The organism is Pseudomonas sp. UBA6562, assembly GCF_002434265.1.
GTDB lineage: Bacteria > Pseudomonadota > Gammaproteobacteria > Pseudomonadales > Pseudomonadaceae > Aquipseudomonas.
The window spans coordinates 590,165-614,806 of record NZ_DJJS01000007.1 but is presented as its reverse complement, the minus strand read 5'-3'; the positions used below and the strand labels follow the sequence as shown (position 1 = coordinate 614,806).

The 24,642-nt window shown below is 64.9% G+C and carries 21 protein-coding genes; 11 read left to right on the top strand and 10 right to left on the bottom strand.

Translation table 11 applies throughout. The annotated features are described in order from the left end of the window. Positions 1-455: 455 nt before the first annotated feature. Positions 456-1,334, top strand: coding sequence for a DMT family transporter (locus B4M43_RS14740; RefSeq protein ID WP_296268173.1), 879 nt, complete (start codon positions 456-458; stop codon positions 1,332-1,334). Positions 1,335-1,417: 83 nt separating this feature from the next. Here B4M43_RS14740 and B4M43_RS14735 read toward each other — a convergent pair whose 3' ends face one another. After that, positions 1,418-2,791 carry an MFS transporter gene (locus B4M43_RS14735; RefSeq protein WP_296268172.1) on the bottom strand — a complete coding sequence of 458 codons (1,374 nt, stop codon included), beginning with the start codon at positions 2,789-2,791 and terminating at the stop codon, positions 1,418-1,420. Positions 2,792-3,297: 506 nt separating this feature from the next. Between B4M43_RS14735 and quiC the strand changes: the two genes are divergently transcribed. Beyond that, positions 3,298-5,205, top strand: a complete 1,908-nt coding sequence (quiC, locus tag B4M43_RS14730) for a 3-dehydroshikimate dehydratase QuiC (RefSeq protein ID WP_296268171.1) — start codon at positions 3,298-3,300, stop codon at positions 5,203-5,205. 119 nt (positions 5,206-5,324) lie between these two features. Further along, positions 5,325-5,996 (top strand): TetR/AcrR family transcriptional regulator, encoded by a 672-nt coding sequence (locus B4M43_RS14725; protein ID WP_296268170.1) that lies wholly within the window; start codon positions 5,325-5,327, stop codon positions 5,994-5,996. Positions 5,997-6,037: 41 nt separating this feature from the next. Here B4M43_RS14725 and B4M43_RS14720 read toward each other — a convergent pair whose 3' ends face one another. The 4 genes from B4M43_RS14720 to B4M43_RS14705 all read right to left on the bottom strand — a co-directional run bounded on the left by B4M43_RS14720 (position 6,038) and on the right by B4M43_RS14705 (position 9,622). Then, positions 6,038-6,880 (bottom strand): shikimate dehydrogenase, encoded by an 843-nt coding sequence (locus tag B4M43_RS14720; protein WP_296268408.1) that lies wholly within the window; start codon positions 6,878-6,880, stop codon positions 6,038-6,040. A 5-nt stretch (positions 6,881-6,885) separates the two neighbouring features. Next, entirely contained in the window at positions 6,886-7,335 is a 450-nt protein-coding gene (aroQ, locus tag B4M43_RS14715; RefSeq protein WP_296268169.1) for a type II 3-dehydroquinate dehydratase, read from the bottom strand. 171 nt (positions 7,336-7,506) lie between these two features. Next, complete coding sequence (locus B4M43_RS14710; RefSeq protein ID WP_296268168.1) at positions 7,507-9,084, bottom strand: ABC-F family ATP-binding cassette domain-containing protein; 1,578 nt, start codon at positions 9,082-9,084, stop codon at positions 7,507-7,509. A gap of 169 nt (positions 9,085-9,253) precedes the next feature. Beyond that, the gene (locus B4M43_RS14705) at positions 9,254-9,622 is read right to left on the bottom strand and encodes a glyoxalase superfamily protein (protein WP_296268167.1); all 369 of its coding nucleotides are present in this window, start codon (positions 9,620-9,622) and stop codon (positions 9,254-9,256) included. 174 nt (positions 9,623-9,796) lie between these two features. On the opposite strand from B4M43_RS14705, the gene B4M43_RS14700 reads away from it, so the two are divergent. The 3 genes from B4M43_RS14700 to sodC all read left to right on the top strand — a co-directional run bounded on the left by B4M43_RS14700 (position 9,797) and on the right by sodC (position 11,929). After that, a complete protein-coding gene (locus B4M43_RS14700; RefSeq protein ID WP_296268166.1) occupies positions 9,797-10,312 on the top strand; it encodes a sigma-70 family RNA polymerase sigma factor in 516 nt (171 codons plus the stop codon). Continuing rightward, positions 10,309-11,256: a FecR domain-containing protein gene (locus B4M43_RS14695; RefSeq protein ID WP_296268165.1), complete on the top strand. Its 948-nt coding sequence runs from the start codon at positions 10,309-10,311 to the stop codon at positions 11,254-11,256. Before B4M43_RS14700 ends, B4M43_RS14695 begins: the two co-directional genes overlap by 4 nt. Before the next feature lie 151 nt (positions 11,257-11,407). Next, the gene (sodC, locus tag B4M43_RS14690; RefSeq protein ID WP_296268164.1) at positions 11,408-11,929 is read left to right on the top strand and encodes a superoxide dismutase [Cu-Zn] SodC; all 522 of its coding nucleotides are present in this window, start codon (positions 11,408-11,410) and stop codon (positions 11,927-11,929) included. 219 nt (positions 11,930-12,148) lie between these two features. Here sodC and xthA read toward each other — a convergent pair whose 3' ends face one another. Further along, positions 12,149-12,964, bottom strand: a complete 816-nt coding sequence (gene xthA, locus B4M43_RS14685; protein WP_296268163.1) for an exodeoxyribonuclease III — start codon at positions 12,962-12,964, stop codon at positions 12,149-12,151. 137 nt (positions 12,965-13,101) lie between these two features. Here xthA and B4M43_RS14680 point away from each other — a divergent pair, with 137 nt between their 5' ends. The 3 genes from B4M43_RS14680 to B4M43_RS14670 are packed head-to-tail and all read left to right on the top strand — an operon-like array spanning position 13,102 to position 19,223. Further along, positions 13,102-13,746, top strand: coding sequence for a GNAT family N-acetyltransferase (locus B4M43_RS14680; protein WP_296268162.1), 645 nt, complete (start codon positions 13,102-13,104; stop codon positions 13,744-13,746). Positions 13,747-13,797: 51 nt separating this feature from the next. Further along, positions 13,798-15,540, top strand: a complete 1,743-nt coding sequence (locus tag B4M43_RS14675; protein ID WP_296268161.1) for an autotransporter assembly complex protein TamA — start codon at positions 13,798-13,800, stop codon at positions 15,538-15,540. 59 nt (positions 15,541-15,599) lie between these two features. Beyond that, the gene (locus tag B4M43_RS14670; protein WP_414707857.1) at positions 15,600-19,223 is read left to right on the top strand and encodes a translocation/assembly module TamB domain-containing protein; all 3,624 of its coding nucleotides are present in this window, start codon (positions 15,600-15,602) and stop codon (positions 19,221-19,223) included. Between the two features lie 130 nt (positions 19,224-19,353). On the opposite strand, the gene B4M43_RS14665 is transcribed toward B4M43_RS14670, so the two are convergent. Next, positions 19,354-19,722: a transcriptional regulator gene (locus B4M43_RS14665; RefSeq protein WP_296268159.1), complete on the bottom strand. Its 369-nt coding sequence runs from the start codon at positions 19,720-19,722 to the stop codon at positions 19,354-19,356. A 367-nt stretch (positions 19,723-20,089) separates the two neighbouring features. On the opposite strand from B4M43_RS14665, the gene B4M43_RS14660 reads away from it, so the two are divergent. Beyond that, the gene (locus B4M43_RS14660) at positions 20,090-20,281 is read left to right on the top strand and encodes a hypothetical protein (protein WP_296268158.1); all 192 of its coding nucleotides are present in this window, start codon (positions 20,090-20,092) and stop codon (positions 20,279-20,281) included. A 37-nt stretch (positions 20,282-20,318) separates the two neighbouring features. On the opposite strand, the gene B4M43_RS14655 is transcribed toward B4M43_RS14660, so the two are convergent. Next, positions 20,319-20,684 (bottom strand): fe2+ zn2+ uptake regulation protein, encoded by a 366-nt coding sequence (locus B4M43_RS14655; protein ID WP_296268157.1) that lies wholly within the window; start codon positions 20,682-20,684, stop codon positions 20,319-20,321. A gap of 206 nt (positions 20,685-20,890) precedes the next feature. Between B4M43_RS14655 and B4M43_RS14650 the strand changes: the two genes are divergently transcribed. Continuing rightward, positions 20,891-23,197 carry an acylase gene (locus B4M43_RS14650; RefSeq protein WP_296268156.1) on the top strand — a complete coding sequence of 769 codons (2,307 nt, stop codon included), beginning with the start codon at positions 20,891-20,893 and terminating at the stop codon, positions 23,195-23,197. On the opposite strand, the gene lpxH is transcribed toward B4M43_RS14650, so the two are convergent. Both lpxH and B4M43_RS14640 read right to left on the bottom strand, forming a co-directional pair. Further along, complete coding sequence (lpxH, locus tag B4M43_RS14645; protein WP_296268155.1) at positions 23,194-23,937, bottom strand: UDP-2,3-diacylglucosamine diphosphatase; 744 nt, start codon at positions 23,935-23,937, stop codon at positions 23,194-23,196. The two genes, B4M43_RS14650 and lpxH, sit on opposite strands and share 4 nt — an antisense overlap. Then, positions 23,934-24,434, bottom strand: a complete 501-nt coding sequence (locus B4M43_RS14640; RefSeq protein ID WP_296268154.1) for a peptidylprolyl isomerase — start codon at positions 24,432-24,434, stop codon at positions 23,934-23,936. Before B4M43_RS14640 ends, lpxH begins: the two co-directional genes overlap by 4 nt. Positions 24,435-24,642 lie beyond the last annotated feature (208 nt).

Below are 24,642 nucleotides of genomic sequence, written 5' to 3'. Positions count from 1 at the left end.
CATCGCGGCCGAGGCTACAGCTGCGGACGGGCCCCCTTCGAAGCGACCGGGGCAAGTGGGCTTACTAGGCGCCGAGCGTCGAATGCCAAGGCTGCATATTGCGCGGTGAGCCAGACACGTTACTTGACGCACGAAACTGGTCGATTACCGAACATGGCGCAGGGTTTTTTGCGCGCATTCTTCTAGACTCCCGCTTCCGTACGAACAGACTGCGATGAGTTGACCGACCCGCCTGGCTTCGTTAACCGCTGGCCATGCGCCTGGGCGCGTGAACTGTCGTCACCTGCGTTGATCGAAGTGGCAGCCCGGCGGTCGTGAAACGCAATGGCACCCGTATGACCGGCTGGCCGCCCGCCCGGCATGGCCTTGTCGGGCGCCTACGCCCATAATCGCAGCACGCCACACCTTTTGCCCCCTCGACGCCGTCCCCCATGGCGTCTCTGCGCGAGACCTGCATGAGTTCCAGTACCCCGCTGTCCGGCGTCAACCAACCCCTGCATGGCATGGCCCTGCTGGTGACTGCCACTTTCCTGTTCGCCAGCCACGACGCCCTGTCCAAATTTCTAGGCGGCATCTACCCGATCGTGATGGTGGTGTGGGCGCGCTACGTGGTGCACACGCTGCTGATGGCCGGCATCTTCCTGCCCAAATCCGGCATGGCCGTGCTGCGCACCCGCCGCCCCTTGTTGCAGACTTTGCGCGCCCTGAGCCTGCTCAGCACCAGCCTGTTGTTCACCACCGGCCTGCATTACCTGCCGCTGGCCGAAGCCACGGCCGTGAACTTCCTGGCGCCGGTGCTGGTGACCGCGCTGTCGGTGCCGCTGCTCAAGGAACATGTGACCCGCAGTCAATGGCTGGCGGTGGTGCTGGGCTTCATCGGGGTCATGGTGATGGTGCATCCGGGCGGCGCCATGTTCACCCCGGCGATCCTGTTTCCGCTGGGTTCGGCCTTGGGCTTCTGCTTCTACCAGCTGTTGACCCGCAAACTCTCGACCATCGACAGCCCGACCACCAGCAATTTCTATGCGGGATTGTGCAACACCCTGGTCATGAGCGTGCTGGTACCGTTCTTCTGGGCCACACCGCGCTGGGACCATGCCCTGCTGATGCTGGCGCTGGGCGGTTTCGGCATGAGCGCGCATTTGCTGCTGACGCAAGCCTTCCGCTTCGCAGCGCCGGCCTTGCTGGCACCGTTCAGCTACTGCCAGATCGTCTTCGCCGGTTTGCTGGGGTGGGTGATCTTCGGCCACATGCCCGACAGCATCAGCCTGATCGGCATCGCCATCATCTGCCTCAGCGGCCTGGGTGCGGCGTTGATGCAACGCCGTAAGTAACCACTGACCGGCCGCTGCAGGGCTTGAACGGCAAAGGGGGCACGTCGCCGGCGACGTGCCCCCTTTGCATGACGGCGGATGAATCAGTGGCTCATGGCGCGCAGGCTGTTCTGCCGGCTGGCCTCGTACGTCTCCTTGGCCATGGGCAGGGCATCGGCCTTGCCCAGGTCCTCCATCGCCAAGCGGTGGGTTTCCGGCGCCAGGTAGGCGGCCAGTGCGCAGATGCAGGTGATGAAGAAGGCCAAACCACCGACCACCAGCGGGATGTTGTCCGAGCCGGGCGGTGCCACGGCAGCGAACAGCGCCGGCAGCATGGCGGTGAGCATGGTGCCGATGTTCTGCGCGATGGCCATGGCCGAGACGCGGTAGCGGGTCTGGAACAGCTCGGGGTAGAAGCTTGGGAACACAGCGTTGTAGCCCTGGTAGACCAAGCCCCACATGAGGATCGAGGTGACCACCGCCATCGGTACGTTATGGATACTGATCGCGTACAGGTAGACGAACGCCAGCAGGCCTGAGCCCAGGCACCCGGCGATCATGGTCGGGCGCCGGCCGATGCGGTCCGACAGGTTGCCCACGAAAGGGATCACCAACACGGCGACGATGTTGCCGATCACCGGAATCCACAGGTACACGCTCTTGTCGAAACCGATGCCGTAGGCCGGCTGCACCGCGTAGGCAGCACCGAATACGGTGGCCACCACCGGAATCACGTTCATCAGCGCCATGAACATCACCAGCACGATGTGCTTCCAGCTGTAGCGGAAGGCGTCGCGGATCGGCGACTTGGCCACCGCAGCCTGTTTTTCTTCGTTGACGAAGGCCGGCGTCTCGTGGACTTCCTTGCGGATGATGAACCCCGCGATCAGCACCAGGACGCTGAGCAGGAACGGGATGCGCCAACCCCAGTCGTTGAACGCTTCGCTGGGCATGAAATACGCCAACGGCAGAAACACCGCAGCGGCCAGCACCTGACCGGCTTGCACCCCTTGCAGGGCGAAGCTTGCGTAGTAGCCGCGGCGCCCCACGGGGGCGTGCTCCATGATCATCGAGCTGGCCCCCGAAATCTCCCCAGCCACCGCAAAGCCCTGCACCAGTCGCAGCAGCACCAGGATCAGCGGCGCGGCGATGCCGATGTCGTGGTAGGTCGGCAGCAGCCCCACGGCCATGGTCGACAGGCCCATGAGGAACATGCACAGCAGCAGCACGTGCTTGCGCCCGCGGGTATCGCCCCAGTGGCCGAGCACGACGGCGCCCAGCGGCCGGGCCAGGTAGCCCACGCCATAGGTCGCCAGCGAGGCGATGATGGCCATCTTCGGGTCCATCGACGGGAAGAAGATCTGCGGGAAGATCAGCGCCGCAGCCTGGGCGTAGATGAAGAAGTCGTAGTATTCCAAGGCCGAGCCGATCCACCCGCTGGCGGTCGCTTTCTTGGCTTGGGAGCTGGATTTGGCCATCGTGTTCTCCGTTGTTCTTGTTAGTCACCGCGCGCGGCGGTGTCGGCAACGCATCGGGTAGGCGGATTCAGGCGGGCGTCGGCAGGCCCGCAATGAGTGCCGGCAGCGGCGGTCGAGCAGAGCGAAGAGCGCAAGGGCAGCGACTTGCGCGGGGCATGCAGGGGCGGGCAAGGACGACAGGGCTGTGCATAGGGGGTTACCCGATTTATTGAAATTATTGTTTGGTGGCGCAAGGTGCGCCCTCGCAGTGTCCAACCCTCGGTCGACAAGGCAGTGCGATCCGAAGGTGTGAGGTGGGCGCAGCGCAATGGTTGTCCAGTGCCATGAAGTGAATCAATTCGTGTGATTCGGTTCTGTTCGGTAATCGAACGCAAAACTAACCATTCCGTACAAATCCCGTTGTGGGCGCGACTTTACCTGCCAATAATCGATCCTGCCAAGAAACCCGTTGCGCGCTCTTTGCCCGCGCCGATCGCGCCGCGCGCTACTTTACAAGGAATTGCCGCATGAAACGTTCGATTGCCACCGTGTCCTTGAGCGGCACCTTGCCGGAAAAGCTCGAAGCCATCGCCGCAGCCGGGTTCGACGGCGTCGAGATCTTCGAGAACGACCTGCTGTACTACGCCGGCAGCCCGCGCGAAGTGCGGCAGATGTGCGCGGACTTAGGCATCGCCATCACCTTGTTCCAGCCGTTTCGCGATTTCGAGGGCTGCCGCCGCGACCGTCTTCAGCGCAACCTCGACCGCGCCGAGCGCAAGTTCGATCTGATGCAGGAATTGGGTACGGACCTGGTGCTGGTGTGCAGCAACACCCAGGCCGACGCCTTGGGCGATGAAAATGTTCTGGTCGACGATTTGCGCCTGCTGGCCGAGCATGCCGGCCGGCGTGGGCTGCGCATCGGTTACGAAGGCCTGGCCTGGGGCCGCCACGTCAATACCTACCAGCAAGTGTGGAATGTGGTGCGCCAGGCCGACCACCCCTCGCTCGGCGTCATCCTCGACAGCTTCCATACGCTGTCGCTCAAGGGCGACCCCAGCGCGATCCGCGACATACCGGGGGACAAGATCTTCTTCGTGCAAATGGCCGACGCGCCGATCCTGGCCATGGACGTGCTGGAGTGGAGCCGGCATTTCCGCTGCTTCCCCGGCCAGGGCGAAATGGACATGGCCGGCTTCCTCGCGCCGATCCTGGCCAGCGGCTACCGCGGGCCGTTGTCGCTGGAGGTGTTCAACGACGGCTTCCGCGCCGCGCCGCCGCGGCAGAACGCCGTCGACGGCCTGCGCTCGCTGCTGTACCTGGAAGAGAAGACTCGCCTGCGCCTGGCTGCCGAAGGCACCGAACTGGAGCCCGGCGTGCTGTTCGCACCTGCACCGGCCAGTCGATACCAGGGCGTGGAGTTTCTCGAGTTCGCCGTCGACGAAGCCATTGGCGCGCGCCTGGCCGGTTGGCTCAAGCGTCTGGGCTTCAGCGAGGCCGGCGAACACCGCAGCAAGGACGTGCGCCTGCTGCGCCAGGGCGACATCAACCTGGTGCTCAACGCCGAGCCCTACTCGTTCGCCCACAATTTCTTCGAAGCCCATGGCCCGTCGCTATGCGCCACGGCGCTGCGCGTCGATCAGGCCGCGCCGGCCTTGCAACGCGCCACCGCCTACGGTGGCCAGCCCTACCGCGGCCTGGTCGGACCCAACGAGCGCGAAGTGCCCGCCGTGCGCGCGCCCGACGGCAGCCTGATCTACCTGGTGGAGCCTGCGGGCGGCGGTCAGAGCCTCTACGACACCGACTTCAAGCTGGGTGCCCCAGCGGGCGGGGAAGGCGGCCTGCTGCGCATCGACCACATGGCCCTGGCCCTGCCGGCGGAGATGCTCGATACCTGGGTGCTGTTCTACAAGAGCCTGTTCGATTTCACCGCCGACGATGAAGTGGTGCTGCCCGACCCCTACGGCCTGGTCAAGAGCCGTGCCTTGCGCAGCCCATGCGGCACCTTGCGCCTGCCGCTGAACATTTCCGAAAACCGCAACACCGCCATCGCCCATGCCTTGTCCAGCTATCGAGGCTCGGGGGTGCACCACATCGCCTTCGAGTGCCAAGACATCTTCCGCGAAGTGGCGCGGGCCAAGGACGCTGGTGTGCCGCTGCTGGAAATCCCCCTCAACTATTACGACGACCTGGCCGCGCGCTTCGACTTCGACGACGAGTTCCTCAGCGAATTGGCCTACTACAACGTGCTGTACGACCGCGACGCGCAAGGTGGCGAGCTGTTCCATGTGTATACCGAAGCCTTCGAAGACCGCTTCTTCTTCGAAATCCTCCAGCGCAAAGGCGGTTACGCCGGCTACGGCGCGGCCAATGTGACGGTGCGCCTGACCGCCATGGCCAAGGCGCGCAGCGGGGCAGCACACAAGTCGGTACGCTGAACAAAGGCATGCAGCGGCGGCCCGGGGCGGCCGCATCGCCACCGACGGTCCATGGCGCTTCCCTGGGCTGCCGCCCTCACGGATAATCGGCCGACGCCAACAAGAACCTGTGAGCCGGTATGAGTGATGTGCAAGTCAACCCCCGCGAGCCCAGCGCCACGCGGGGCCGCAAGCCGCGCAAGAACAACCCCGAGAAGACCCGCGAAGACATCCTGAAGGCCGCCATCCAGGAGTTCGTCCAACAGGGGCTGGCCGGTGCGCGGGTAGACGCCATCGCCGAGCGCATGGCCACCTCCAAGCGCATGATCTATTACTACTTCGGCAGCAAGGAGCAGCTCTACGTCGAGTGCCTGCGCAAGCTCTACGGCGACATCCGCAAGACCGAACACGATCTCGACCTCGAATCGCTGCCGCCGGTGCAAGCGATCCGCCGCCTGGTGGAATTCACCTTCGACCACCACGACCGCAACGTCGATTTCGTGCGCATGGTCAGTACCGAGAACATCCACTACGGCGAGTACGTCAAGCAGACCCCGCACATCCGCGAGATGAGCAGCATGGTGCTGGAGATCCTCGGCCGGGCCGTGGCCCGTGGGGTGGAGGAGGGCGTGTTCCGCCCGGGCATCGAGGTCATCGACCTGCACATGCTGATGAGTTCGTTCTGCTTCTACCGCATTTCCAATCGCCACACCTTCGGCGAGCTGTTCCAGATCGAGTTGTCGAACGAGCAGATCAAGCAGCGGCAGAAAGACATGATCTGCGACGTGGTCATGCGCTACATGCAAGCCTGAGGCAGTGTGCGGGCGAGCGCTGACGCGCGGGCCCGCAGGTGTCAGAGGCTGGCGAAATGCGCCTGCATGCGCTCGGCGTCCGCCAAGCGGCCACTGAACAGCTCGAACGCCTTGACCGCCTGGAACACGGCCATGGTGCCGCCGTCCAGGGTCTGGCAGCCGAGCGCGCGGGCATGCCGCAGCAGCTCGGTCTCCAGTGGGAAATAGACGATTTCGGCGACCCACAGCTGCGGGTGCAGCAGGGTTGGCGGCAGGGGTGTGCCGGGCAGTTTGGCCATGCCCACGGGGGTGGTGTTGACCAGGCCGTCGGCGGTGGCCACGGCGCGGGCCAGGTCCTGGCCTAGCACGGCACGGCCGGGGCCGAAGCGTTCGGCGAGGTTGTCCACCAGCGCTTGCGCACGCGACGCGTCGACCTCGAACAGCAGCAGCTGCTCGACGCCTTCGGCCAGCAGCGCGTGGGCCACGGCGCAACCGGCGCCACCTGCACCCAACTGCACCACTTGGCGCCTGCGCACGCCAGGCAAGCCGCGCCGAAAGCCCTCGGCGAAGCCCAGGCAATCCGTGTTATGGCCCACGCGCTTACCATCGCGCAGCACTACGGTGTTGACCGCACCGATACCGCGGGCCTCGCTCGACAGCTCGTCGAGCAGCGGCACGATCGCCTGTTTGAATGGGAAGGTGATGTTGAGGCCGGTGAAGCCGGTGCGTTCGGCCGCTTGCAACAGGCTTTCTAGGGCGCTGTCTTCGAGCTGCAGGCGGTCGGCGTCGATCAGACGGTAGAGATAGCGCAACGATTGCGCATCGCCTTCGCGTTCGTGCAGGGCAGGGGTGCGCGAGGCCTGGATGCCGCGGCCGATCAGGCCGGCGAGAATCGATTCGTGCAGGTCGCTCACTGGGCGCGCTCCTTGAGCAGTTGGGCGAAATGGCTGAGCGCCAGCGCGTAGCCGTGGCTGCCCAGGCCGCAGATCACGCCGACGGCGACCGACGAGACGAACGAACGGTGGCGGAAGGGCTCGCGCTTGTGCACGTTGGACAGGTGCACCTCGATCACGGGCAGGTCGCTGGCGATCAGCGCATCGCGAATGGCCACCGAGGTGTGGGTCCAGGCGGCCGGGTTGATGAGAATGCCCTGGCAGCGGCCGCGGGCGGCATGAATCCAGTCGAGCAATTCGCCTTCGTGGTTGGTTTGCCGAAACTCAAGGGCCAAGCCATGCAGGTCGGCGCTGGTGGCACACAGGTGGGCGATGTCGGCCAGGGTCTCGCTGCCGTACTGGTCGGGCTCGCGGGCGCCCAGCAGGTTGAGGTTGGGACCGTTGAGCACCAGGATTCGAGGATTCATGGGGGCTATCGCCTTGTTGTTGTTGAATATTGCCGATCTTTGTACCAGGCAGTTAATTCGTCAACAGAGCAATGAAAATGAGTATGGAAAGTGGGCGGTAATCGCACTGGAAAGCTACTGATTGAAGGTGTTCAGCCCCGCAAAATTTTCTCTTCAAAGTCTTGATCGGATTCACAGCGCAAACCGACCCATCAGCTCCAACCGTTCCAACAACACCTCGTCGTGGGAGACCACCAGCACGCTGCCGCAGAACTGCGCCAGCATCCGTTCCAGAGCCTCCAGTGCGGCCAGATCCAAGTGGTTGCCGGGCTCGTCGAGCAACAGCAGATCGATGGGCTGTTGCCGGTGCAGCAGTGCGACCAGCGCCGCCTTCATCCGCTCGCCTCCGCTGAGCAATCGGCTGGGCAGGTCGACCCGCGCAGCGTCCAGCCCCGCTTGGGCGAGGCACGTGCGCAGGGTGCCGGAATCGAGCTGGGCATTGGCCTGGCGCAGATGCTCGAAGGCACTGCGGCCGGGTGGCAGCGCACTGGCCTGCTGGTCGAGCAGGGCCACGGTGCCGTGCAGGCGCACGCAGCCCGCGCGTGGCGACAGATCGCCATGGATGAGCTTGAGCAGGGTCGATTTGCCACTGCCGTTGGCGCCGGTGACCGCCAGGCGTTCGCCGGCCAGCAGGCGCAGGTTCAGGGGCTTGGCATGGCCGTAGGGCAGTTGCACATGCTCCAGGCTGAGCAGGATGCGACCGAGAGGGCGCTGCGCGGTCGGCGGCTGCACGCTGATCGCCGTTGTGCGTTCGACGAGGCGGGCGGCTTCGCCGATCTGCGCGTGCAGGGCTTGGCGGGCCTTTAGCTGCGAGCGCTGTCGTTTGCCCGCTGTGGCCTGGCTGCGTTGCTGCTGGCGATCGAGCAGGATCTGCGCCTGGTTGGCCTGTCGGGCATCGCCGCGGCCGCGTGCCTGCTGCTGCGCTTGGCGTTCGCGCTGCTTTTGCGCGTCGAGCGCGTCACGCTGGCGTTGCCGTTTGAGCCGGTCCAGGTCGTGCTGTGCGCTGGCCTGTTCGCCGGACTTGGCCTGGCGGTAGGCACCGTAACCACCGCCGTAGCTGCGCAGGCCCAGCGCGCTCAGTTCCAGCGTGCGTTGCAGCGGTTCGAGCAACGCGCGGTCGTGGCTGATCAACAACAGGCCGCGCGGCCATTGTTCGATCAGCGCTTGCAAGTGGGCGCGGCCCTCCCGATCCAGATGGTTGCTCGGCTCATCGAGAATCAGGTAGTCGGCTTGGGCGAGAAACGCTCCGCCGATAGCCACGCGCATCGCTTGGCCAGGGCTCAGGTCGCGGGCGCTGCCGTACAGGTCCAGGCCGCCGAGCCCTTGTCGGTCGAGCAGCGCGCGTAGCTGTTCGGCCAACGTCCAGCGCTCGCCCACCGTGTCGAAATCGGCCGGGTCGACACTACCCTGGGCGATGCGGCGCAGGGCATCGAGCACCGGTGCGAGCTGCGCCAGGTCGGCGACGCTGCGGCTACGCCGAAGAATGTGCTGGTCGAGGCGATGCACCTGCCCATGTCGCAAGCAGCGTCCTGCCGTGGGTGCAAGGTCGCCGGCCAGCAATCGGCCGAGCAGGCTCTTGCCCACGCCATTGGCGCCGACCAGGCCAGTGGGGCGTCGGTCGAAGGTGGCGTCGAGCTCGTCGAACAGGAGCCGGCCGTTGGGCAGGGCATAGGTGACGCGGTCGAGCGTCAGGATCGAAGGATTCGTCATGGAGCAGTCCATTCATGCCGCGACATCCCCAAGGCAAGGCTGGGGGGTGAAGGCTGGCCGTCGGAGAGACGGCGGCATCAATGGCGCATCGGACGAACACCTCGGTAGGGGGAAGGATCGCCAGGGTAATGGACCGGGCGGTATGGGTAAAGCCCGGCCCGTCGGGCGTTCAGGGCTGATCGCCGTGTTGGCACAGGCGCAGGAGGTTACCAAAAGGGTCACGGATCTGCATCTGCAAACCCCAATCGACAGGCTCTACGGTAGGGCGGGCGTAGGGGTAGCGCTTTGCCTGCAACTGCTGCTCGAGTGCATGCAGGTCCGTGACCCAGGCGAAGACGGTGGAGCCGGGGGTGGCGTCTCCATAGTGCTCGGTGAGGTGCAGGATCAGCCCGTCGCGATGCACTTGGGCATACAGCGGCAAATCGGCGGAAAAACGATGTTCCCAGTCCAGCGTGAAGTCGAGAAAGTCCAGGTAGAAGGCTTTCGCCTTGTCGACGTCGAAGATGCGCAGTACGGGGATGGCAGGTTGCAAATGCATGGTCAGTCCGTTTGGCCGAGGCAGTGAAAGGGGTGTCCGGGATGGACGATGTCGAGCGCAATGCGCAGCCCTGCCAAGTATAGAGCGCGATACCGAGTTCAGGCTTGGCGGCCTGTCATGAAGCAATTAGAATCACTCGCATTTACATCCTTCCTCTGCCTGGCGTGCCCCTGTATGACCGATTCCGTTGCGGCGCCGTCCCCTTGCCTGAGCACCCTCTATCGCGACCACAGCCGTTGGCTGGAAAGCTGGCTGCGCCAGCGGCTCGGCGACCGCTGGGCGGCGGCCGACCTCACCCAGGACACGTTCATGCGCGTGCTGGCCGCAGAGCGCGGCAACCGTTTGCCGAGCTTGCGCGAGCCGCGTGCCTACTTGCTCACCGTCGGCAAGCGTCTGTTGGTCAACCATTACCAGCGGCGCAGTCTGGAGCGGGCTTATCTGGAGGCCCTGCAACATTTGCCCGAAGCACTGGCACCTTCGGCCGAGCAGCGCTGGCTGGTGTTCGAAGCCCTACAAGCGCTGGACGAACTGCTCGACGGCCTGCCGCTGGCGGTGCGACGGGCGTTCCTTTGGGCGCAACTCGAAGGGCTCGACTACGCCAGCATCGCCGAGCGCTTGCAGGTGTCTTCGCGCACCGTCAAACGCTACATGGCCCAGGCCTACGAGCATTGCTTGCTGGTGGACCTGTGAACGCAGGCGTCGACCGCCATGCCCGGCGCCTGGCCCGCGAGGCGGCGCAGTGGCTGGCGTTGCAGGATGCCGGAGAGATGGATGCCGACGCCGAGCGCCGGCTGCAAGGCTGGCGCGCGCGCAGCGCCGCCCACGAGGCGCTGTGGCAGCGGGCCGAGCAGTTGCGCCGCCGATTCGCCCAGGTGCCGGCGCCGGTCGGCCTCAGTTGCCTCGACCGCCCCGACCCGCAACGGCGCAAGCTGTTGGGCCAGACATTGACCCTTGCGGCCTGTGCCCCTTTGGCCTGGCTGACCTACCGTGAACTGCCCGTCGAGCGCTGGCGCGCGGACCTCGCCACAGCCATCGGCGAGCGCCGAGGGTTGGCGCTCGCCGATGGCAGCCGCTTGCAGCTCAACACGGACAGTGCGGTAAACATCCGCTACGGCGCGAGCCTGCTCGAAGTGGATATGCTTCAGGGCGAAATGGCGCTCGACGGTCGCGGGCCTTTGCGCGTAAGCACCCGGCACGGCCACCTCGATGCCGATGGCGCCAGCCTGTGCGTGCGCGATGGGGACGAGCGCTGTCTGGTGTCGGTGCAGCGCGGCGAACTGCGCGTGCAGCCGCGGCTCGGGCGCGAACGGCGGCTGGTGGCCGGCGAGCGTGCATGGCTAAGCACGGCTGGCGTTGAGAACGTGCATGCCTTCGATACGCACTTGCCAGGCTGGCAGCAGGGTGTGCTGATCGTCGAAAACCAGCCGTTGGGCCAATTCCTGCGCGAATTGCAGCGTTATCGGCCGGGCCTGCTGCGCTGGCCGGCCAGCCTTGAACGGTTGGCGGTCACCGGCACCTTCACGCTCGACGATACCGACCGCATCCTGGCCTTGCTGGCCGCCAGCCTACCGCTACGGGTGCAGTACCGCACACGCTACTGGGTGACCCTGAGTGCGCGCGCGCAGCCCGCCTGAGGTGCCGGTCGCGTTCGACGGCTTAAGTATTACAAGCTGTGGCACGATGGAATCGCAGCGCGCCGATGCAGTCCCATCTGACACGCAGGCGGTTCGCCGGCTTGCCGTACAAGGAACGATCCCACCTTTTCGATGCCAAGGAGACACCCAGATGAAAGCCAAAGCACTTCTCATGACCGCACTGTTGGCCAGCGCAGGCCTGGCCCAGGCCGCCCAGACGGTCGAGCTCAAGCTCGCCGGCCCTGATGGCGCGGGCAAGTCGATCGGCACCGTCACCATCGAACAGAACAAGTACGGCGCGTTGCTGACCCCGGATCTGAAAGACCTGCCACCCGGCGTACATGGCTTCCACCTGCACCAGAACGCTTCCTGCGACCCCTCCCAGGACAACGGCAAGACCGTGCCCGCCGGGGCCGCCGGCGGCCACTGGGACCCGGACACCACCAACGCGCACAAAGGCCCTTACGACGACACCGGCCACCGCGGCGACCTGCCGGCGCTGTACGTCGGTGCCGACGGCAAGGCCACCTACCCGGTACTGGCGCCGCGCTTGAAAGCCGACGATTTCAAAGGCCACGCGCTGATGGTCCACGCCGGCGGCGACAACCACAGCGACCACCCGGAAAAACTCGGCGGCGGCGGTGCGCGCATGGCGTGCGGTGTGGTCAAGTAAGATCTTGCAAGGCCGCTCCAACGTTGGAGCGGCTTTAGCCGCGATGGGCGACGATGCCGCACTGTCTCACTCACTGCTGAGCATCCCGTGGAAACCTGTCGTAGCCATCGGGTCTGCTACGCAGGCCATCGTCGCTGATCGGAACGCCGAACCGGCCGCTCCATCAGGGGCGGTCTTCAAGCACCTGGCTGGGACCCCAGAATCCCAACCCGATCGGACTCAGTCTTCCAGTTCCAACCAGATCGGCGCATGGTCCGAAGGCTTTTCCATCGCGCGTAGCGCGTAATCCACTCCCGCATCCTTGACCCGGGGCAGCAAGCCATTGGACGCCATGATCAGGTCGATGCGCAGGCCGCGCTTGGGCGTGTCCTCGAAGCCACGGCTGCGGTAGTCGAACCAGCTGAAGCGGTCGTCCACTTCGGGGTGCAGATGGCGGAAGCTGTCGGTCAGGCCCCAGCTCTTCAGGCGCGCCAGCCACTCGCGCTCTTCGGGCAGGAAACTGCATTTGCCGGCCTTGAGCCAACGCTTGACGCTGTCCGGGCCGATGCCGATGTCGCAATCCTGCGGCGAGATGTTCAGGTCGCCCATGAGGATCAGCGGTTGCTCGTTGCTGAAACGGCTTTCGAGCAGCGCTTGCAGATCGCTGTAGAAACGCTGCTTGGCCGGAAACTTGGTGGGGTGGTCGCGGCTTTCCCCTTGGGGGAAATAGCCGTTCATGATGGTGATCGGCATGCCGTTGGCGTCGGCGAAGGTGCCCCAGATGAAGCGCCGCTGCGCATCCTCTTCGTCGCCCGCGAAGCCCTTGAACAGCTCCAGCGGCGCCTGGCGCGAGAGCAGGGCGACGCCATAGTGGCCTTTCTGCCCGTGGTAGTGCACGTGGTAACCCAGCGCCTGCACCTCGGCCAGGGGAAACTGCTCGTCGCTGACCTTGGTTTCCTGCAGGCCGATGACGTCGGGCTGGTGCTTTTCGATCAGCGCGGCCAATTGATGGGGCCGCGCGCGCAGGCCATTGATGTTGAAACAGACGATCTTCATGGGGAAACGCTGGCCCTGGTCAAAAGCCGGATGCTAGCGGACTGCGCCCTCGATCACCAGCGTGCTCGGCCGGCGGTGAACGAAGCGAAGCGGCGCCCCTCCAAGGCTAAACGCCCACTCCAGGAGTTCCATCGCCCATGACGACCCCGTCTGCCACGCAGGTTTGCATGCTCGACAGCGGCTTTGCCCGCGAGGTGCGCACGCTGCTGTTCCAGGCCTATGCGCCCGAACCCACCTACACCTACCTGTTCGACGCCAAACGCGCCGGTTACGAGCGCAGGCTGCGCGTGGTGATCAAGGAGTGGGTGCGTCAGCACTTCAACTTCAACCTGCCCGCCATTGGCCTGCTGGAACAGGACCGCCTGGTGGCCGTCGCACTGATCGTCCCGCCGCAGCGCCGTCTAGGGGTGGCCGACAGCTGGGTCTGGCGCCTGCGCATGATCCTCGGTGCGGGGCTGCGCAGCACCCGACGCTATTTGGACTACCAAGGTGCGCTGTCCACCTGGCTGCCTACCGATCAGGTGCACGTGCTGCCGCTGCTGGGCATCCATCCGCATTTCCAGGGCGAGCAGTACGCCAACAAGCTGTTGCAGGTGGTGCACGACTGGTGCGCCGAAGATCCCAACACCGAAGGTGTGGTGCTCAACACCAGCAACCCTCACGCGATGCTGTTCCTGCAAGGTCAGGGTTATCAGATGCTGGGCGAAGTGGCAGTGGGGCCGGTCAGCGAGCAGGTGTTCTTCCATCCGGCACCGACCTCGTCGCAGGTCTTACCGACATGAATCCACCGCAAAGCGCTTTCATCGACACTGGCCTCTGGTAGCATGCCGCGCATGACGTATTCAGGAAGAGTTACCTGGGGCCTGATCATCTGGGTCGCCAGTTTCAGCGCGTGGGGTCAGAGCGAATTGGTGGTGCGGGTCAAACCGGCCAACAAGGCGCTCAAGGCCAATGTCGAGGGCTATGTCGGCAGCCTGGGCGACCGGGACGAGGACGCCTTGCTGCGTTTCAGTCGCGGTGCCGAGGAGCAGGCGCGCAAGGCCGCACAGGCGCTGGGCTACTATCAGGCGCAGATCGCCTCCGAGGTGCAACCGCCGGCCACGGCCGAGCAAGCGCCGCGTCTGGTGCTGTCGATCGTGCCCGGCGAGCCGGTGCGGCTGCGCAACGTCAACCTGCGCGTCGAAGGCCCGGCCAGCGAAATGACGGCTTTTCGCGTGCCCGACGGCAAGCTGTTGCGCGCGGGCCAGCCGCTCAACCACGGCTATTACGAAAGCGCCAAGCAACTGATCGAAAACCAGGCGTCGCGCTATGGCTTCTTCAGCGGCCATTTCACCCAGCAGCGCCTGGCGGTGGACCCGCGGGCCGGCATCGCCGACATCGACCTGGTGTACCAGAGCGGGCCGCGTTACCGCCTGGGCGCGGTGAGGTTCGACGGCGACACGCCGCTGGACGACGACCTGCTGCAGCGCATGGTCGGCTTCAAACCCGGCACGCCCTACGATTCCGAGCTGATCGCCGAGCTCACCAACGACTTGCAGTCCAGCGGTTATTTCGAAGGGGTGCGCGTGGATGCCGCGCCCACGGCGGCGGTCGGCGAACAGGTGCCGGTGGCGGTCAATCTGGAAACCCGCAAGCCGCGCACCTTGGGCCTGGGTCTGGGCTATTCCACCGACGTCGGGCCGCGCGGCAAGGCCAACTGGACGCGCCACTGGGTCAACCCGCAGGGGCACAGCTACGGGTGGGAAACCGAACTGTCCGCGCCTCGGCAGAACGTCGGCCTGTGGTACGACGTGCCGCTCGACCCGCCGCTCACCGACAAGCTGCGTTTTGCCGGCGGCTACCAGAACGAAGAGATCGCTGGCACCGATACCCTCAGCAAGCTGCTCACCGTCGGGCCCGAATGGCACAGCAAGCTGCCCAGCGGCTGGCAGCGGGTCATCTCGCTCAAGTACCAGCGCGAGGAATACAAGCTCGGCGACGACTCGGGCCTGAGCAACCTGCTGATGCCCGGCGTCAGCTATGCCTATCTGCGCAGCGACAACCGCATCGATCCGCACAACGGCTACCGCGTGCAGTTCGACACCAAGGTGGCCAAGGAAGGGCTGGGTTCGGACACCAACCTGCTGTACGGCAACGTCACCCTCAAGGGCCTGACCACGGTGGCGCAGAACCACCGCCTGCTCGGTCGCGTGCAGTTCGGCGGCAGCGCCACCAACAGCTATAGCAACAACGTGCCGCCCTCGTTGCGCTTCTTCGCCGGTGGCGATCAGAGCGTGCGCGGTTACGACTATCAGACGCTGTCGCCGAAAAACAGCGACGGCGACCGTATCGGCGGGCGTTACATGGTCGCGGCCAGCGCCGAGTACCAATATTCGCTGACGGAGAAATGGCGCGTGGCGACCTTCATCGATCAGGGCAATGCCTTCAATACCCTGGACCTGCCCAACCTCAAGACCGGTGTCGGCTTCGGCGTGCGCTGGGTGTCGCCGATCGGGCCGCTGCGCCTTGACCTGGCCAAAGCGCTGGACGACGACGGCGGCATCCGCCTGCACTTCTCGATGGGGCCGGAACTGTGAGGGCAGGGGTGAAGAAAGGTGTGAAGATCGGCGCATTGGTGATCGCCGCGCTGTTGCTGATGGTGATTGTCATCCTGGCCGTGGTGCTCGGCAGCCAAAGCGGCAGTCGCTGGGCGTTGGATCGAGTGCCCGGCTTGCAGGTCAGCGATTTCCAAGGCCACCTCGGCGGCCACTGGCAGGCGCGTGAACTGGTATGGGACGACGGCAAGCATCGCGTCGTCGTGCAAGCGCCGCAACTGGACTGGACGCCGGCCTGTCTGCTGCGCTCGGCGCTGTGCATCGACCGTCTGCAAGCCCAGCGCATCGACATGGCTTTCGCCCCCAGTGAGCCCGACCCGGACAGCGGCCCGCTCCAGCTGCCGAACTTGGACCTGCCGTTGTCCATCGAGCTGGGTGAGTTGCAGGTGGGCCAGTTGCGCCTTGACGGCAACGACCTGTTGGGCGATCTGCAACTGGCCGCACACTGGACTGCCCAAGGCTTGCGCATCGACCGCCTGCAGGTGCAGCGCGAGGACTTGCACGCCGAGCTGCAAGGCCTGGTGACGCCCAATGGCGACTGGCCCTTGCAGTTGAGCGGCAACGTGCAGTTGCCGCCAGTTGACGGCAAACCGCTGCACCTGCAACTGGACGTCAAGGGCGAGCTGCAAAAGACCTTGGCGGTCGAGGCCGTCACCCAGGGTTACCTCGATGCGACACTGACCGGCCAAGTGCAAGCGCTGGCAGAGCATTTGCCCGCCACGGTACAGATCCGTTCACAAGCGTTCAAACCCAGCCAAGCGCTCCCAGATACCTTGCAATTCAATGATTTGCAGCTAGATGCTCATGGAGATTTGCAGGAAGGCTTCGCGCTCAGCGGTTCAGCCAGTCTGCCAGCGGATAAAGGTCCCATCGCTTTGGCCCTTATGGGCCGGGCCGATGCCAAAGGCGCCCAGCTCAAAGCCCTCGACCTGACCGCCAGCGAGCAGCAACGCCTCAACCTGCAAGCAAACGCCGACTGGCAGAAAGGCTTCAAGGCCGACGCTCGATTGGACTGGTTGGACTTCCCTTGGCTGCGCCTGTACCCGCTCGAACAGGCGCCGCAGGTCACGCTCAAGCGCTTCAAGGCGCAAGTGAACTACGTCGATGGCAACTACAGTGGCCGGTTCGATGGCGATCTGGACGGGCCGGCCGGCGCTTTCAACCTGGCCAGCCCATTCGAGGGCGATCTGACTCAGGTGCGCCTGCCCAAGCTGGCCCTCAAGGCCGGGCAGGGCAAGGCGGCGGGCAGCGTCGCGCTGCGCTTCGCCGACGTCCTGGCCTGGGACGTCGACCTGCAACTGTCGGCGCTCGATCCGGCCTACTGGGTTGCGGAACTGCCCGGTACCTTGGCCGGCCCTCTACGTAGCAAAGGGCAGATGAAAGACCAGCACCTCGATCTCGATGCGCAGTTGGACCTCAAGGGGCGCCTGCGTGGGCAGCCGGCCATGCTCAAGGTCGATGCCCAAGGGGCTGGCGAGCGCTGGACGCTGGGTGCGCTGGCCATCCAGTTGGGCGCCAATTCCATCAAAGGCAGCGGTAGCCTGGAACAGCGGCTGGCCGGCCGCATCGACCTCGACCTGCCGCGTTTGGGCCAGCTCTGGCCGGGTCTGCAAGGCCAGGCCAACGGCCGCCTGGATGTGGCCGGCACCCTCGACGCGCCGCAGGGTTCGTTGAAGGTGCTGGGCGTGGGGCTGGCGCAGGACGCCAATCGCATTCAGCGCCTTGACCTTGCCGCCAATCTGGACAAGAACCAGCGCGCCGTGGTCGACCTCAAGGCCACGCAGATCCACGCCGGCGATACGGCGCTGGGGACCCTGGTCGCCAACGGTAAGGGCACCAGCGCCCAGCAGGCCGTCACCCTGGGGCTCGATGGCCCGCAGCTCAAACTCGACCTGGCGCTCGACGGCGTCATGGCTAAAGGCGACTGGCGCGGCCGACTTTCCAGTGGTCGGGTACAGGCCGGCGGCCAGGACTGGCGTCTGCAAGGCCCGGCGGGCGTGAAACGGCTCGCCAGCGGGCAACTGGACTTGGGCGCCCACTGCTGGCGCTCCGGGCAGGCCAGCTTGTGTGGCGACGACCAACGCCTGGCGCCCGATCCGCGTATTCGCTATCACCTCAAGCAGTTCCCATTGCAGAGCCTGGCGCAGTGGATGCCGAAGGACTTCGCCTGGAAAGGCCTGCTCAATGCCGACGTCAACCTCGACGTGCCGGCTAGCGGCCCGAAAGGCACCGTGCGCGTGGATGCCAGCGGCGGCACCCTGAGCCTGCGTGACAACGACCGCTGGATCGACTTCCCTTACCAGGCCCTGCGTGTTGACAGCACCTTGGCCCCACGTCAGGTCGATACCCAGCTGACGTTCCAGGGCAACCGCCTGGGCGCGCTCACTCTCAACGCCCGTATCGATCCGGTCGCTACGAACAAGCCATTATCCGGCGATTTCAATTTGCGCGGGCTGGACGTGGCCGTGGCCAGACCCTTCGCGCCGATGGTCGAGCGCCTGGCCGGGCAACTCAACGGCAGTGGCCGTATCTCCGGCACGCTGCTGGCGCCCCTGGTGAACGGTAACGTCACGCTCAGCGGCGGCGAAGTCAGCGGCCCGGAATTGCCCCTCAGCTTGCAGGACTTGTCGATCCAGGCCGCGATCGCCGGTGAGCAGGTGCAGCTCGATGGCCGTTGGCGCAGTGGCGAAACGGGGCGAGGGCAAATCGGTGGGCAAATCACCTGGGGCCAGGCGCTGGGCGTCGACGTGCGCGTGCAGGGCCAGCAGTTGCCGGTTACCGTCGAACCCTATGCCACCCTGGACGTGGCGCCCGACCTCAACATCCGCCTGATCGACGACAAGCTGGCGATCGTCGGCAAGGTCCAGGTACCCAAAGGCGACATCACCATCCGCCAACTGCCGCCCTCGACGGTCAAGGTGTCGGACGACACGGTGATCGTGGGCGAGCAGACTGCCGAGGGCAAACCGCCCATGGCCATGGCGATGGACATCGACGTCGAGGTAGGTCGCGAAAAACTGGCGTTCAGCGGCTTCGGTCTCACCGCCAACCTCAAAGGACGGGTGCACATCGGCGACAACATGGACACGCGCGGTGAACTCAACTTGGCCGACGGACGCTATCGTGCCTATGGTCAACGCCTGACCATACGCCGCGCGCGGTTGTTGTTCGCCGGGCCCATCGCCCAGCCGTACCTGGATATCGAGGCGATCCGCCAGGTCGATGACGTCACCGCAGGGATCCGCCTGACCGGCAACGCCGAACAGCCGACCGCCACCGTGTTCGCCGAGCCGGCCATGAGCCAAGAGCAGGCGCTGTCGTATCTGGTACTCGGGCGTCCACTGGGCAATACCGGCGAGGACAACAACATGCTCGCCCAGGCTGCGTTGGGATTGGGTCTGGCCGGCAGCGCAGGCTTAACCGGTGGCCTGGCCACGCGGTTGGGCATCGAGGACTTCCAGCTCGATACCGAAGGCAGCGGCGACACCACCAGCGTGGTGGCCAGCGGCAATCTGACGGAGCGTCTGAGCCTGCGTTATGGGGTAGGCGTATTCGAGCCGGCCAATACCATCGCGCTGCGCTACAAGCTGAGCAAGAAGGTATACGTGGAAGCCGCGAGTGGCGTGGCCAGTTCGCTGGACATCTTCTACAAAAGGGATTTCTGACGTTGCCTAGGCATTCTGGCCCCAAGGCCGTTCGAGCCGCTGGCTAGGGCCAGGATGCGGTGGGCAGGGCCTGCGGCATCCTGGCTGTAGGTCTGGCTCATGGCTGGATCATATCCAGTGGGGAAAGGGATCAGTGCTGGCGGCGAATGTTGCCGATCTGGCGCAGACTCAGGCCGTATTTATCGGCCAACAAGCTGCGCGAACAGCCATTGGCACTTTCTTGCTGGATTTGCAGATTGCGAATCTGCCGCTGGAAATGATCGACCTTGGGGATTTCCAGGGCCATTCCGGAGAAACGTTTGATCAACGAATCCAGCGCATCGAGGGGTAGCACGTCGATCAGGCGGGTGCGTTCGCGGTGTTTGGGAATGTACTTGGGTCGACCACCGTAGGCTTGGGTCAGTTTGTAGGCGTTTTCGATGCCGATGCATTCGATGAGCGACTGCAGCGATTCGGGAAGTTGGTGGGTATCGATGTGGGACAGATCGGGCATATCCATGATGAGATCCTCAGATTGGGGTGGGCACGATAGGCATTCGGCACATGGCGGCACGCTTGAATACCCCGGAACCTGGGCGAATTGTCGAACAGCGTCTGAGGGGTCGCTAGGCGACAATCGGGCCGCCTCTCGTAGTCATTGAGGGGTCAAGTTCGCAGGCATCATAGTGCGCAGACGTAAGAAGAATCGCTTGGCAAGCCCGCTAAGGCTGATTTGTCGGAGTGGGATGTCAGTTGAAGTTGAAATGCCTAGCGCCACCCTCGAGCAACTGGGCGAACCCATCCGAGAAGGCAGCGTCCGCGCCAGCGCGGTATGATGCGCGCCACGTCCAATCCTCCTTTCACTTGATGCGCCAGGGATTTTTTCGATGACACACATGCAGCGCCTGAAATACTCGATCCTGATTCTCGTGGTCATGTTGGGCCTGATGCTGGGCCTGTCCCACCTGCAGAAGCAAGGCACCATCAGCGAACAGACCTTTCAGTACCTGGCTATCGCCATTGCCGTCGTGGTCGTGGTGATCAACGGGATTCTGCGCCGCAAAGTCAGGCAGCGCTGAGTCTCAGGCCGGTCATTGCGCCCGGCGATACTGGCCGTCAACGCTTCTCGAGGACCGCCAACGCGGGTGGATTGAGGCTGTAGCACTTGTCGTCGCCCAAGGTGAGCACGCCCTCCACGCACAAGCGTTTGAGCACTTCGCGCACGCTCAGGAACGACAACGGAATATCCAGTTGCTCCAACTGCGCGTGCACGCCACGCACACCGATACGGCGGCTTTGTTTGTCGGCCATGTGCAAGGCGTCGATCACCTTCAGCCGGATCAGGCTGGTGCGCAAGCCGTAGACACGCAGCAATTCGCGGATCTGTTCGTTGCCAAGGCGATCCTGGGCGGCCTGTGCGGTGCCGCTTGGGCCTAGGCCGGTCGGCTTGGTTCGCTCAGCACGCGGTGTCGGGTTGTACATGTGCAGAATGCTCCCTTTCGTTTTCGGTCCCAAATGTGTGTGCCTCAATGAAGTAAGACGAACGAGAACGAAAAAACTGCACCCGAGTTGGAAAAAATTCGACGCCAGGGTGCGGTCCGATCTCCGCGCATGCACCTGACCAGGTAAATTTCTGCGCCCTTCGCTTCGTTTGATCGTGATGACCCTCGAATCGATCAGGAGCCCCTGTGACCACACGTTCGCGCCCGCTGGCGTGCCTCAGTCTGTCAGCCGTCTTCCTCGCCGCCGTCGGCGCCCAAGTCCATGCCGCGCCCTTTGAGGCCAGCGCGCAGATTCGTCGTACCACATTCGGCGTGCCGCACATTCTGGCCAAAGACGAGCGGGGCCTGGGCTATGGCATCGGTTATGCCTACGGCCAGGACAACCTGTGCCTGCTGGCCGACGAAGTGCTGACCGTGAACGGCGAGCGGTCGCGTTACCACGGCAGCCAAGGCACGACCGTCGATCGGCGTAACAACCTCGACAGCGACCTGTTTTTCACCTGGCTCAATACCCCGGCCGCAGTCGACGACTTCCTGCAGGCGCAACCCGCAGCAGTGCGCGCCTTGCTCGACGGCTATGCCAGTGGTTACAACCGCGTGCTGGCCGAGCGCCGCGCCCAGGGCCTGCCCAGCGAATGTGGCGACGGTGCGGGCGTACGGCCGATCACCAGTCGCGACCTGGCCAAGCTGACCCGCCGCCTGCTCGCCGAAGGCGGTGTCGGGCAGTTCGCCGAAGCATTGGCCGGCGCCACGCCACCGGGCCTGGCCACGGCGCCCGCCGCTTCGCATTTCGCCAGTGCCCTGGCGCGCCAGCAACGCTTCGCCAGCGAGCGTGGCAGCAACGCCATCGCAGTCGGCGCGCAGCGCTCGGCGAACGGTCATGGGCTGTTGCTGGCCAATCCGCACTTCCCCTGGATAGGCGGGTTGCGCTTCTATCAGATGCACCTGACCATCGCCGGCCAGCTTGACGTCATGGGCGCCGCATTGCCCGGACTGCCGCTGATCAACATCGGCTTCAACCCACACCTGGCCTGGACGCACACCGTCGACAGCTCCAAACACTTCACCCTCTACCGCTTGCAGCTCGACCCCAAGGACCCGACCCGTTACCTGCTCGACGGTGTGTCTCGACCTTTGCAGCGCCAGACGTTGACCGTCACCGTCAAGGACGAGCAGGGCCGGCTCAACCCAGTACGCCGCGAAGTCTACAGCTCCGTCTTCGGGCCCATCGTGCAATGGCCTGGGCGCCTGGACTGGGACGGCCAGCACGCCTACAGCCTGCGCGATGCCAACCTGGCCAATACGCGAGTGCTGCAACAGTGGTACCAGATCAACCGCGCCGACAGCCTGGGCGCGCTTAAACGAACCATTGGTGAAACCCAAGGCATTCCATGGGTCAACACCCTGGCTGTGGACGCCGGCGGTGAGGCGTTGTACCTGAACCAGTCGGTGGTGCCCTACGTTGACCAAGCGCTGTTGGCCACGTGCAGCGACCCGGCGGCTGCCGGCCAGCCACTGGTGGTGCTCGACGGCTCGCGCCAAACCTGCGCATGGAAGGTCGACCCCCAGGCGGCGCAGCCGGGCATCTTTCCGGCCAATCAACTGCCCAGCCTGCAACGGCGCGATTTCGTGCAGCATTCGAACGATTCGGCCTGGATGGTCAACCCCGCGCAACCGCTGACCGGCTTCTCGCCAGTGGTGAGCCGCGCCGAGCAGCCGCTGGGCCTGCGCAGCCGCTTCGCGCTCGAACGCCTGAAAGGGCAGGGCAAGCTCGACGCTGCGGCGTTGCGCGATCTGGTGCTGGACGACGAGGTCTACCTGGCGCAGCTGCTGCGACCCGATCTGCGACAGTGGTGCGCCACGGTACAGAGCGACCTGGCGGCCCTGTGCGCCAGCCTGGAGGCCTGGGACGGCAAGGCCGATCTGGACAGCGGGCTGGGCTGGGTGCACTTCCAGAACCTGTTCGCCGACCTCGCTAACCATCCTGAACTGTGGCGGGTGCCGTTCGATCCCGCCGACCCGCAGCATACCCCGCGCGGCCTTGCGGTCGAGCAGGCGGCGGTGCGCGCCCATCTGCGCGAAGCGGCGCTGGCGTCGTTGGAAAAGGTGCGCGAGGCGGGTATCGCCGACCACGCGAAGTGGGGGCAAATCCAGCAGTCGGCCGCGGGCACCCCGGTGGCGGGAGGGTCGCAGGCCCTTGGGGTGTACAACTCGATGGTCAGCGTACCGGTGGCGCCGGGTAAGCGGCGGGTGGTGAGCGGTACGAGCTACTTGCAGGTGGTGAGCTTCACCGCGCAAGGGCCGCAAGCCCAAGGTTTGCTGGCGTTCTCGCTGTCCAGCGAAGCGGCTTCGCCGCATTTCGACGACCAGACCCGCGCCTTCGCCGCGCGCCAATTGGCGCCACTGCCGTTCACCGAAGCGCAGATCGAGGCCGATCCGCAGTACCGGGCCTACAGCATCAGTGAGGCCGACGAGGCCCAACGGCCGCGCTAAGCGCGGTCCGCAGACGGCTGCTCGATAGGGAAGCTGTCCAGCTGCAGGCCGTGTTCGTCGGCTTGCAGCACCCAGCCGCTGCGGTCCCAGTCGCCCAGCACGATGCGCCGCGCCGGCTGGCCTTCGACCAGCAGCTCATGAACCGCCGGGCGATGGGTGTGGCCATGGATCAGCGTACGCACGCCATGGGCCGCCATCTGCCGCGGCACTTCGTCGAGGGTGACGTCGACGATGTCGCTGGCTTTCAAGCGCGTTTGCGCACGGCTTTCGCTGCGCAGCTTGCGCGCCAGCTTATGCCGGGTGGACAGCGGCAGGTGACGCAGCAGCCAGAGCGTCAGCGGGTTGCGCAGGTAGCGGCGCAGTTTCATGTAGGCCACGTCTTGCGTGCACAGGGTATCGCCGTGCATCAGCAGCACCGGTTCGCCGGCCAGTTCCACCACGCATGGATCGGGCAGCAGGGTGCAGCCGGCGGCCTTGCAGAAAGCCTTGCCGATGAGGAAGTCGCGGTTGCCGTGCATCAGCAGCACCTGGGTGCCGCTGTCGCTGAGTTGGCGCAGGGCCTGACAAATCGAGCGCTGGAAGGGCGTCATGGCGTCGTCGCCGATCCAGGCTTCGAAGAAGTCGCCCAGGATGTACAGCGCCTCGGCCTGCCGCGCACGGCCCGACAGCAGATCGAGAAACGCCCGGGTGATGTCCGGGCGTTGTTCTTGCAAGTGCAGATCGGAGATCAGCAGTATCACTCAACGATCTCGGCTTTCTCGATGACCACCGCGTCGACCGGCACGTCCTGATGGCCGGATTTGGAACCGGTTTTGACCTGTTCGATGGCGTCGACCACTTCACGGCCTTCGATCACTTCGCCGAACACCGCGTAACCCCAGCCCTGGGTGTTCTTGCCGCTGTGGTTGAGGAATTCGTTGTCCGAGGCGTTGATGAAGAACTGCGCGGAGGCCGAGTGCGGGTCCATGGTGCGGGCCATGGCGATGCTGTACTTCTGGTTCTTCAGACCGTTGTCGGCTTCGTTCTGGATGCTGGCGCGGGTTTTCTTCTGGCTCATTTCGGCCGAGAAACCGCCGCCCTGGATCATGAAGCCTTTGATCACGCGGTGGAAGACGGTGCCGTCGAAGTGGCCTTCCTTGACGTACTGCACGAAGTTCTCGACGGTCTGCGGGGCTTTCTCGGCGTTCAGTTGCAGGACGATGTCGCCGTGGTTGGTGCTCAGTTTGACTTTGGACATGCGGGAACTCGCTTTTTGAGGCATGTGGAAATGGGCGCTGCGCCAGGCGCATGCGCTTACCTGACGAGGGATGGGACCTGCGCGACACATCGAAGGTGCCGTGCCCGGGCCTGACCGAGACAAATCGCACTGGATTGCGGTGTTCGGCTGTCAGCCCCTTGACTGCATCGGCTATGATAGGCGTTTTGATTCGATCGGCCTACCCGGC

What these genes read in the sequence shown, in the direction of transcription:
- B4M43_RS14740 (WP_296268173.1), top strand. Translation starts at nt 456, where the DNA reads ATGAGTTCCAGTACCCCGCTGTCCGGCGTCAACCAACCCCTGCATGGC.
- B4M43_RS14735 (WP_296268172.1), bottom strand. Translation starts at nt 2,791, where the DNA reads ATGGCCAAATCCAGCTCCCAAGCCAAGAAAGCGACCGCCAGCGGGTGG.
- quiC (WP_296268171.1), top strand. Translation starts at nt 3,298, where the DNA reads ATGAAACGTTCGATTGCCACCGTGTCCTTGAGCGGCACCTTGCCGGAA.
- B4M43_RS14725 (WP_296268170.1), top strand. Translation starts at nt 5,325, where the DNA reads ATGAGTGATGTGCAAGTCAACCCCCGCGAGCCCAGCGCCACGCGGGGC.
- aroQ (WP_296268169.1), bottom strand. Translation starts at nt 7,335, where the DNA reads ATGAATCCTCGAATCCTGGTGCTCAACGGTCCCAACCTCAACCTGCTG.
- B4M43_RS14710 (WP_296268168.1), bottom strand. Translation starts at nt 9,084, where the DNA reads ATGACGAATCCTTCGATCCTGACGCTCGACCGCGTCACCTATGCCCTG.
- B4M43_RS14705 (WP_296268167.1), bottom strand. Translation starts at nt 9,622, where the DNA reads ATGCATTTGCAACCTGCCATCCCCGTACTGCGCATCTTCGACGTCGAC.
- B4M43_RS14700 (WP_296268166.1), top strand. Translation starts at nt 9,797, where the DNA reads ATGACCGATTCCGTTGCGGCGCCGTCCCCTTGCCTGAGCACCCTCTAT.
- sodC (WP_296268164.1), top strand. Translation starts at nt 11,408, where the DNA reads ATGAAAGCCAAAGCACTTCTCATGACCGCACTGTTGGCCAGCGCAGGC.
- xthA (WP_296268163.1), bottom strand. Translation starts at nt 12,964, where the DNA reads ATGAAGATCGTCTGTTTCAACATCAATGGCCTGCGCGCGCGGCCCCAT.
- B4M43_RS14680 (WP_296268162.1), top strand. Translation starts at nt 13,102, where the DNA reads ATGACGACCCCGTCTGCCACGCAGGTTTGCATGCTCGACAGCGGCTTT.
- B4M43_RS14675 (WP_296268161.1), top strand. Translation starts at nt 13,798, where the DNA reads ATGACGTATTCAGGAAGAGTTACCTGGGGCCTGATCATCTGGGTCGCC.
- B4M43_RS14670 (WP_414707857.1), top strand. Translation starts at nt 15,600, where the DNA reads ATGGTGATTGTCATCCTGGCCGTGGTGCTCGGCAGCCAAAGCGGCAGT.
- B4M43_RS14665 (WP_296268159.1), bottom strand. Translation starts at nt 19,722, where the DNA reads ATGGATATGCCCGATCTGTCCCACATCGATACCCACCAACTTCCCGAA.
- B4M43_RS14660 (WP_296268158.1), top strand. Translation starts at nt 20,090, where the DNA reads ATGACACACATGCAGCGCCTGAAATACTCGATCCTGATTCTCGTGGTC.
- B4M43_RS14655 (WP_296268157.1), bottom strand. Translation starts at nt 20,684, where the DNA reads ATGTACAACCCGACACCGCGTGCTGAGCGAACCAAGCCGACCGGCCTA.
- B4M43_RS14640 (WP_296268154.1), bottom strand. Translation starts at nt 24,434, where the DNA reads ATGTCCAAAGTCAAACTGAGCACCAACCACGGCGACATCGTCCTGCAA.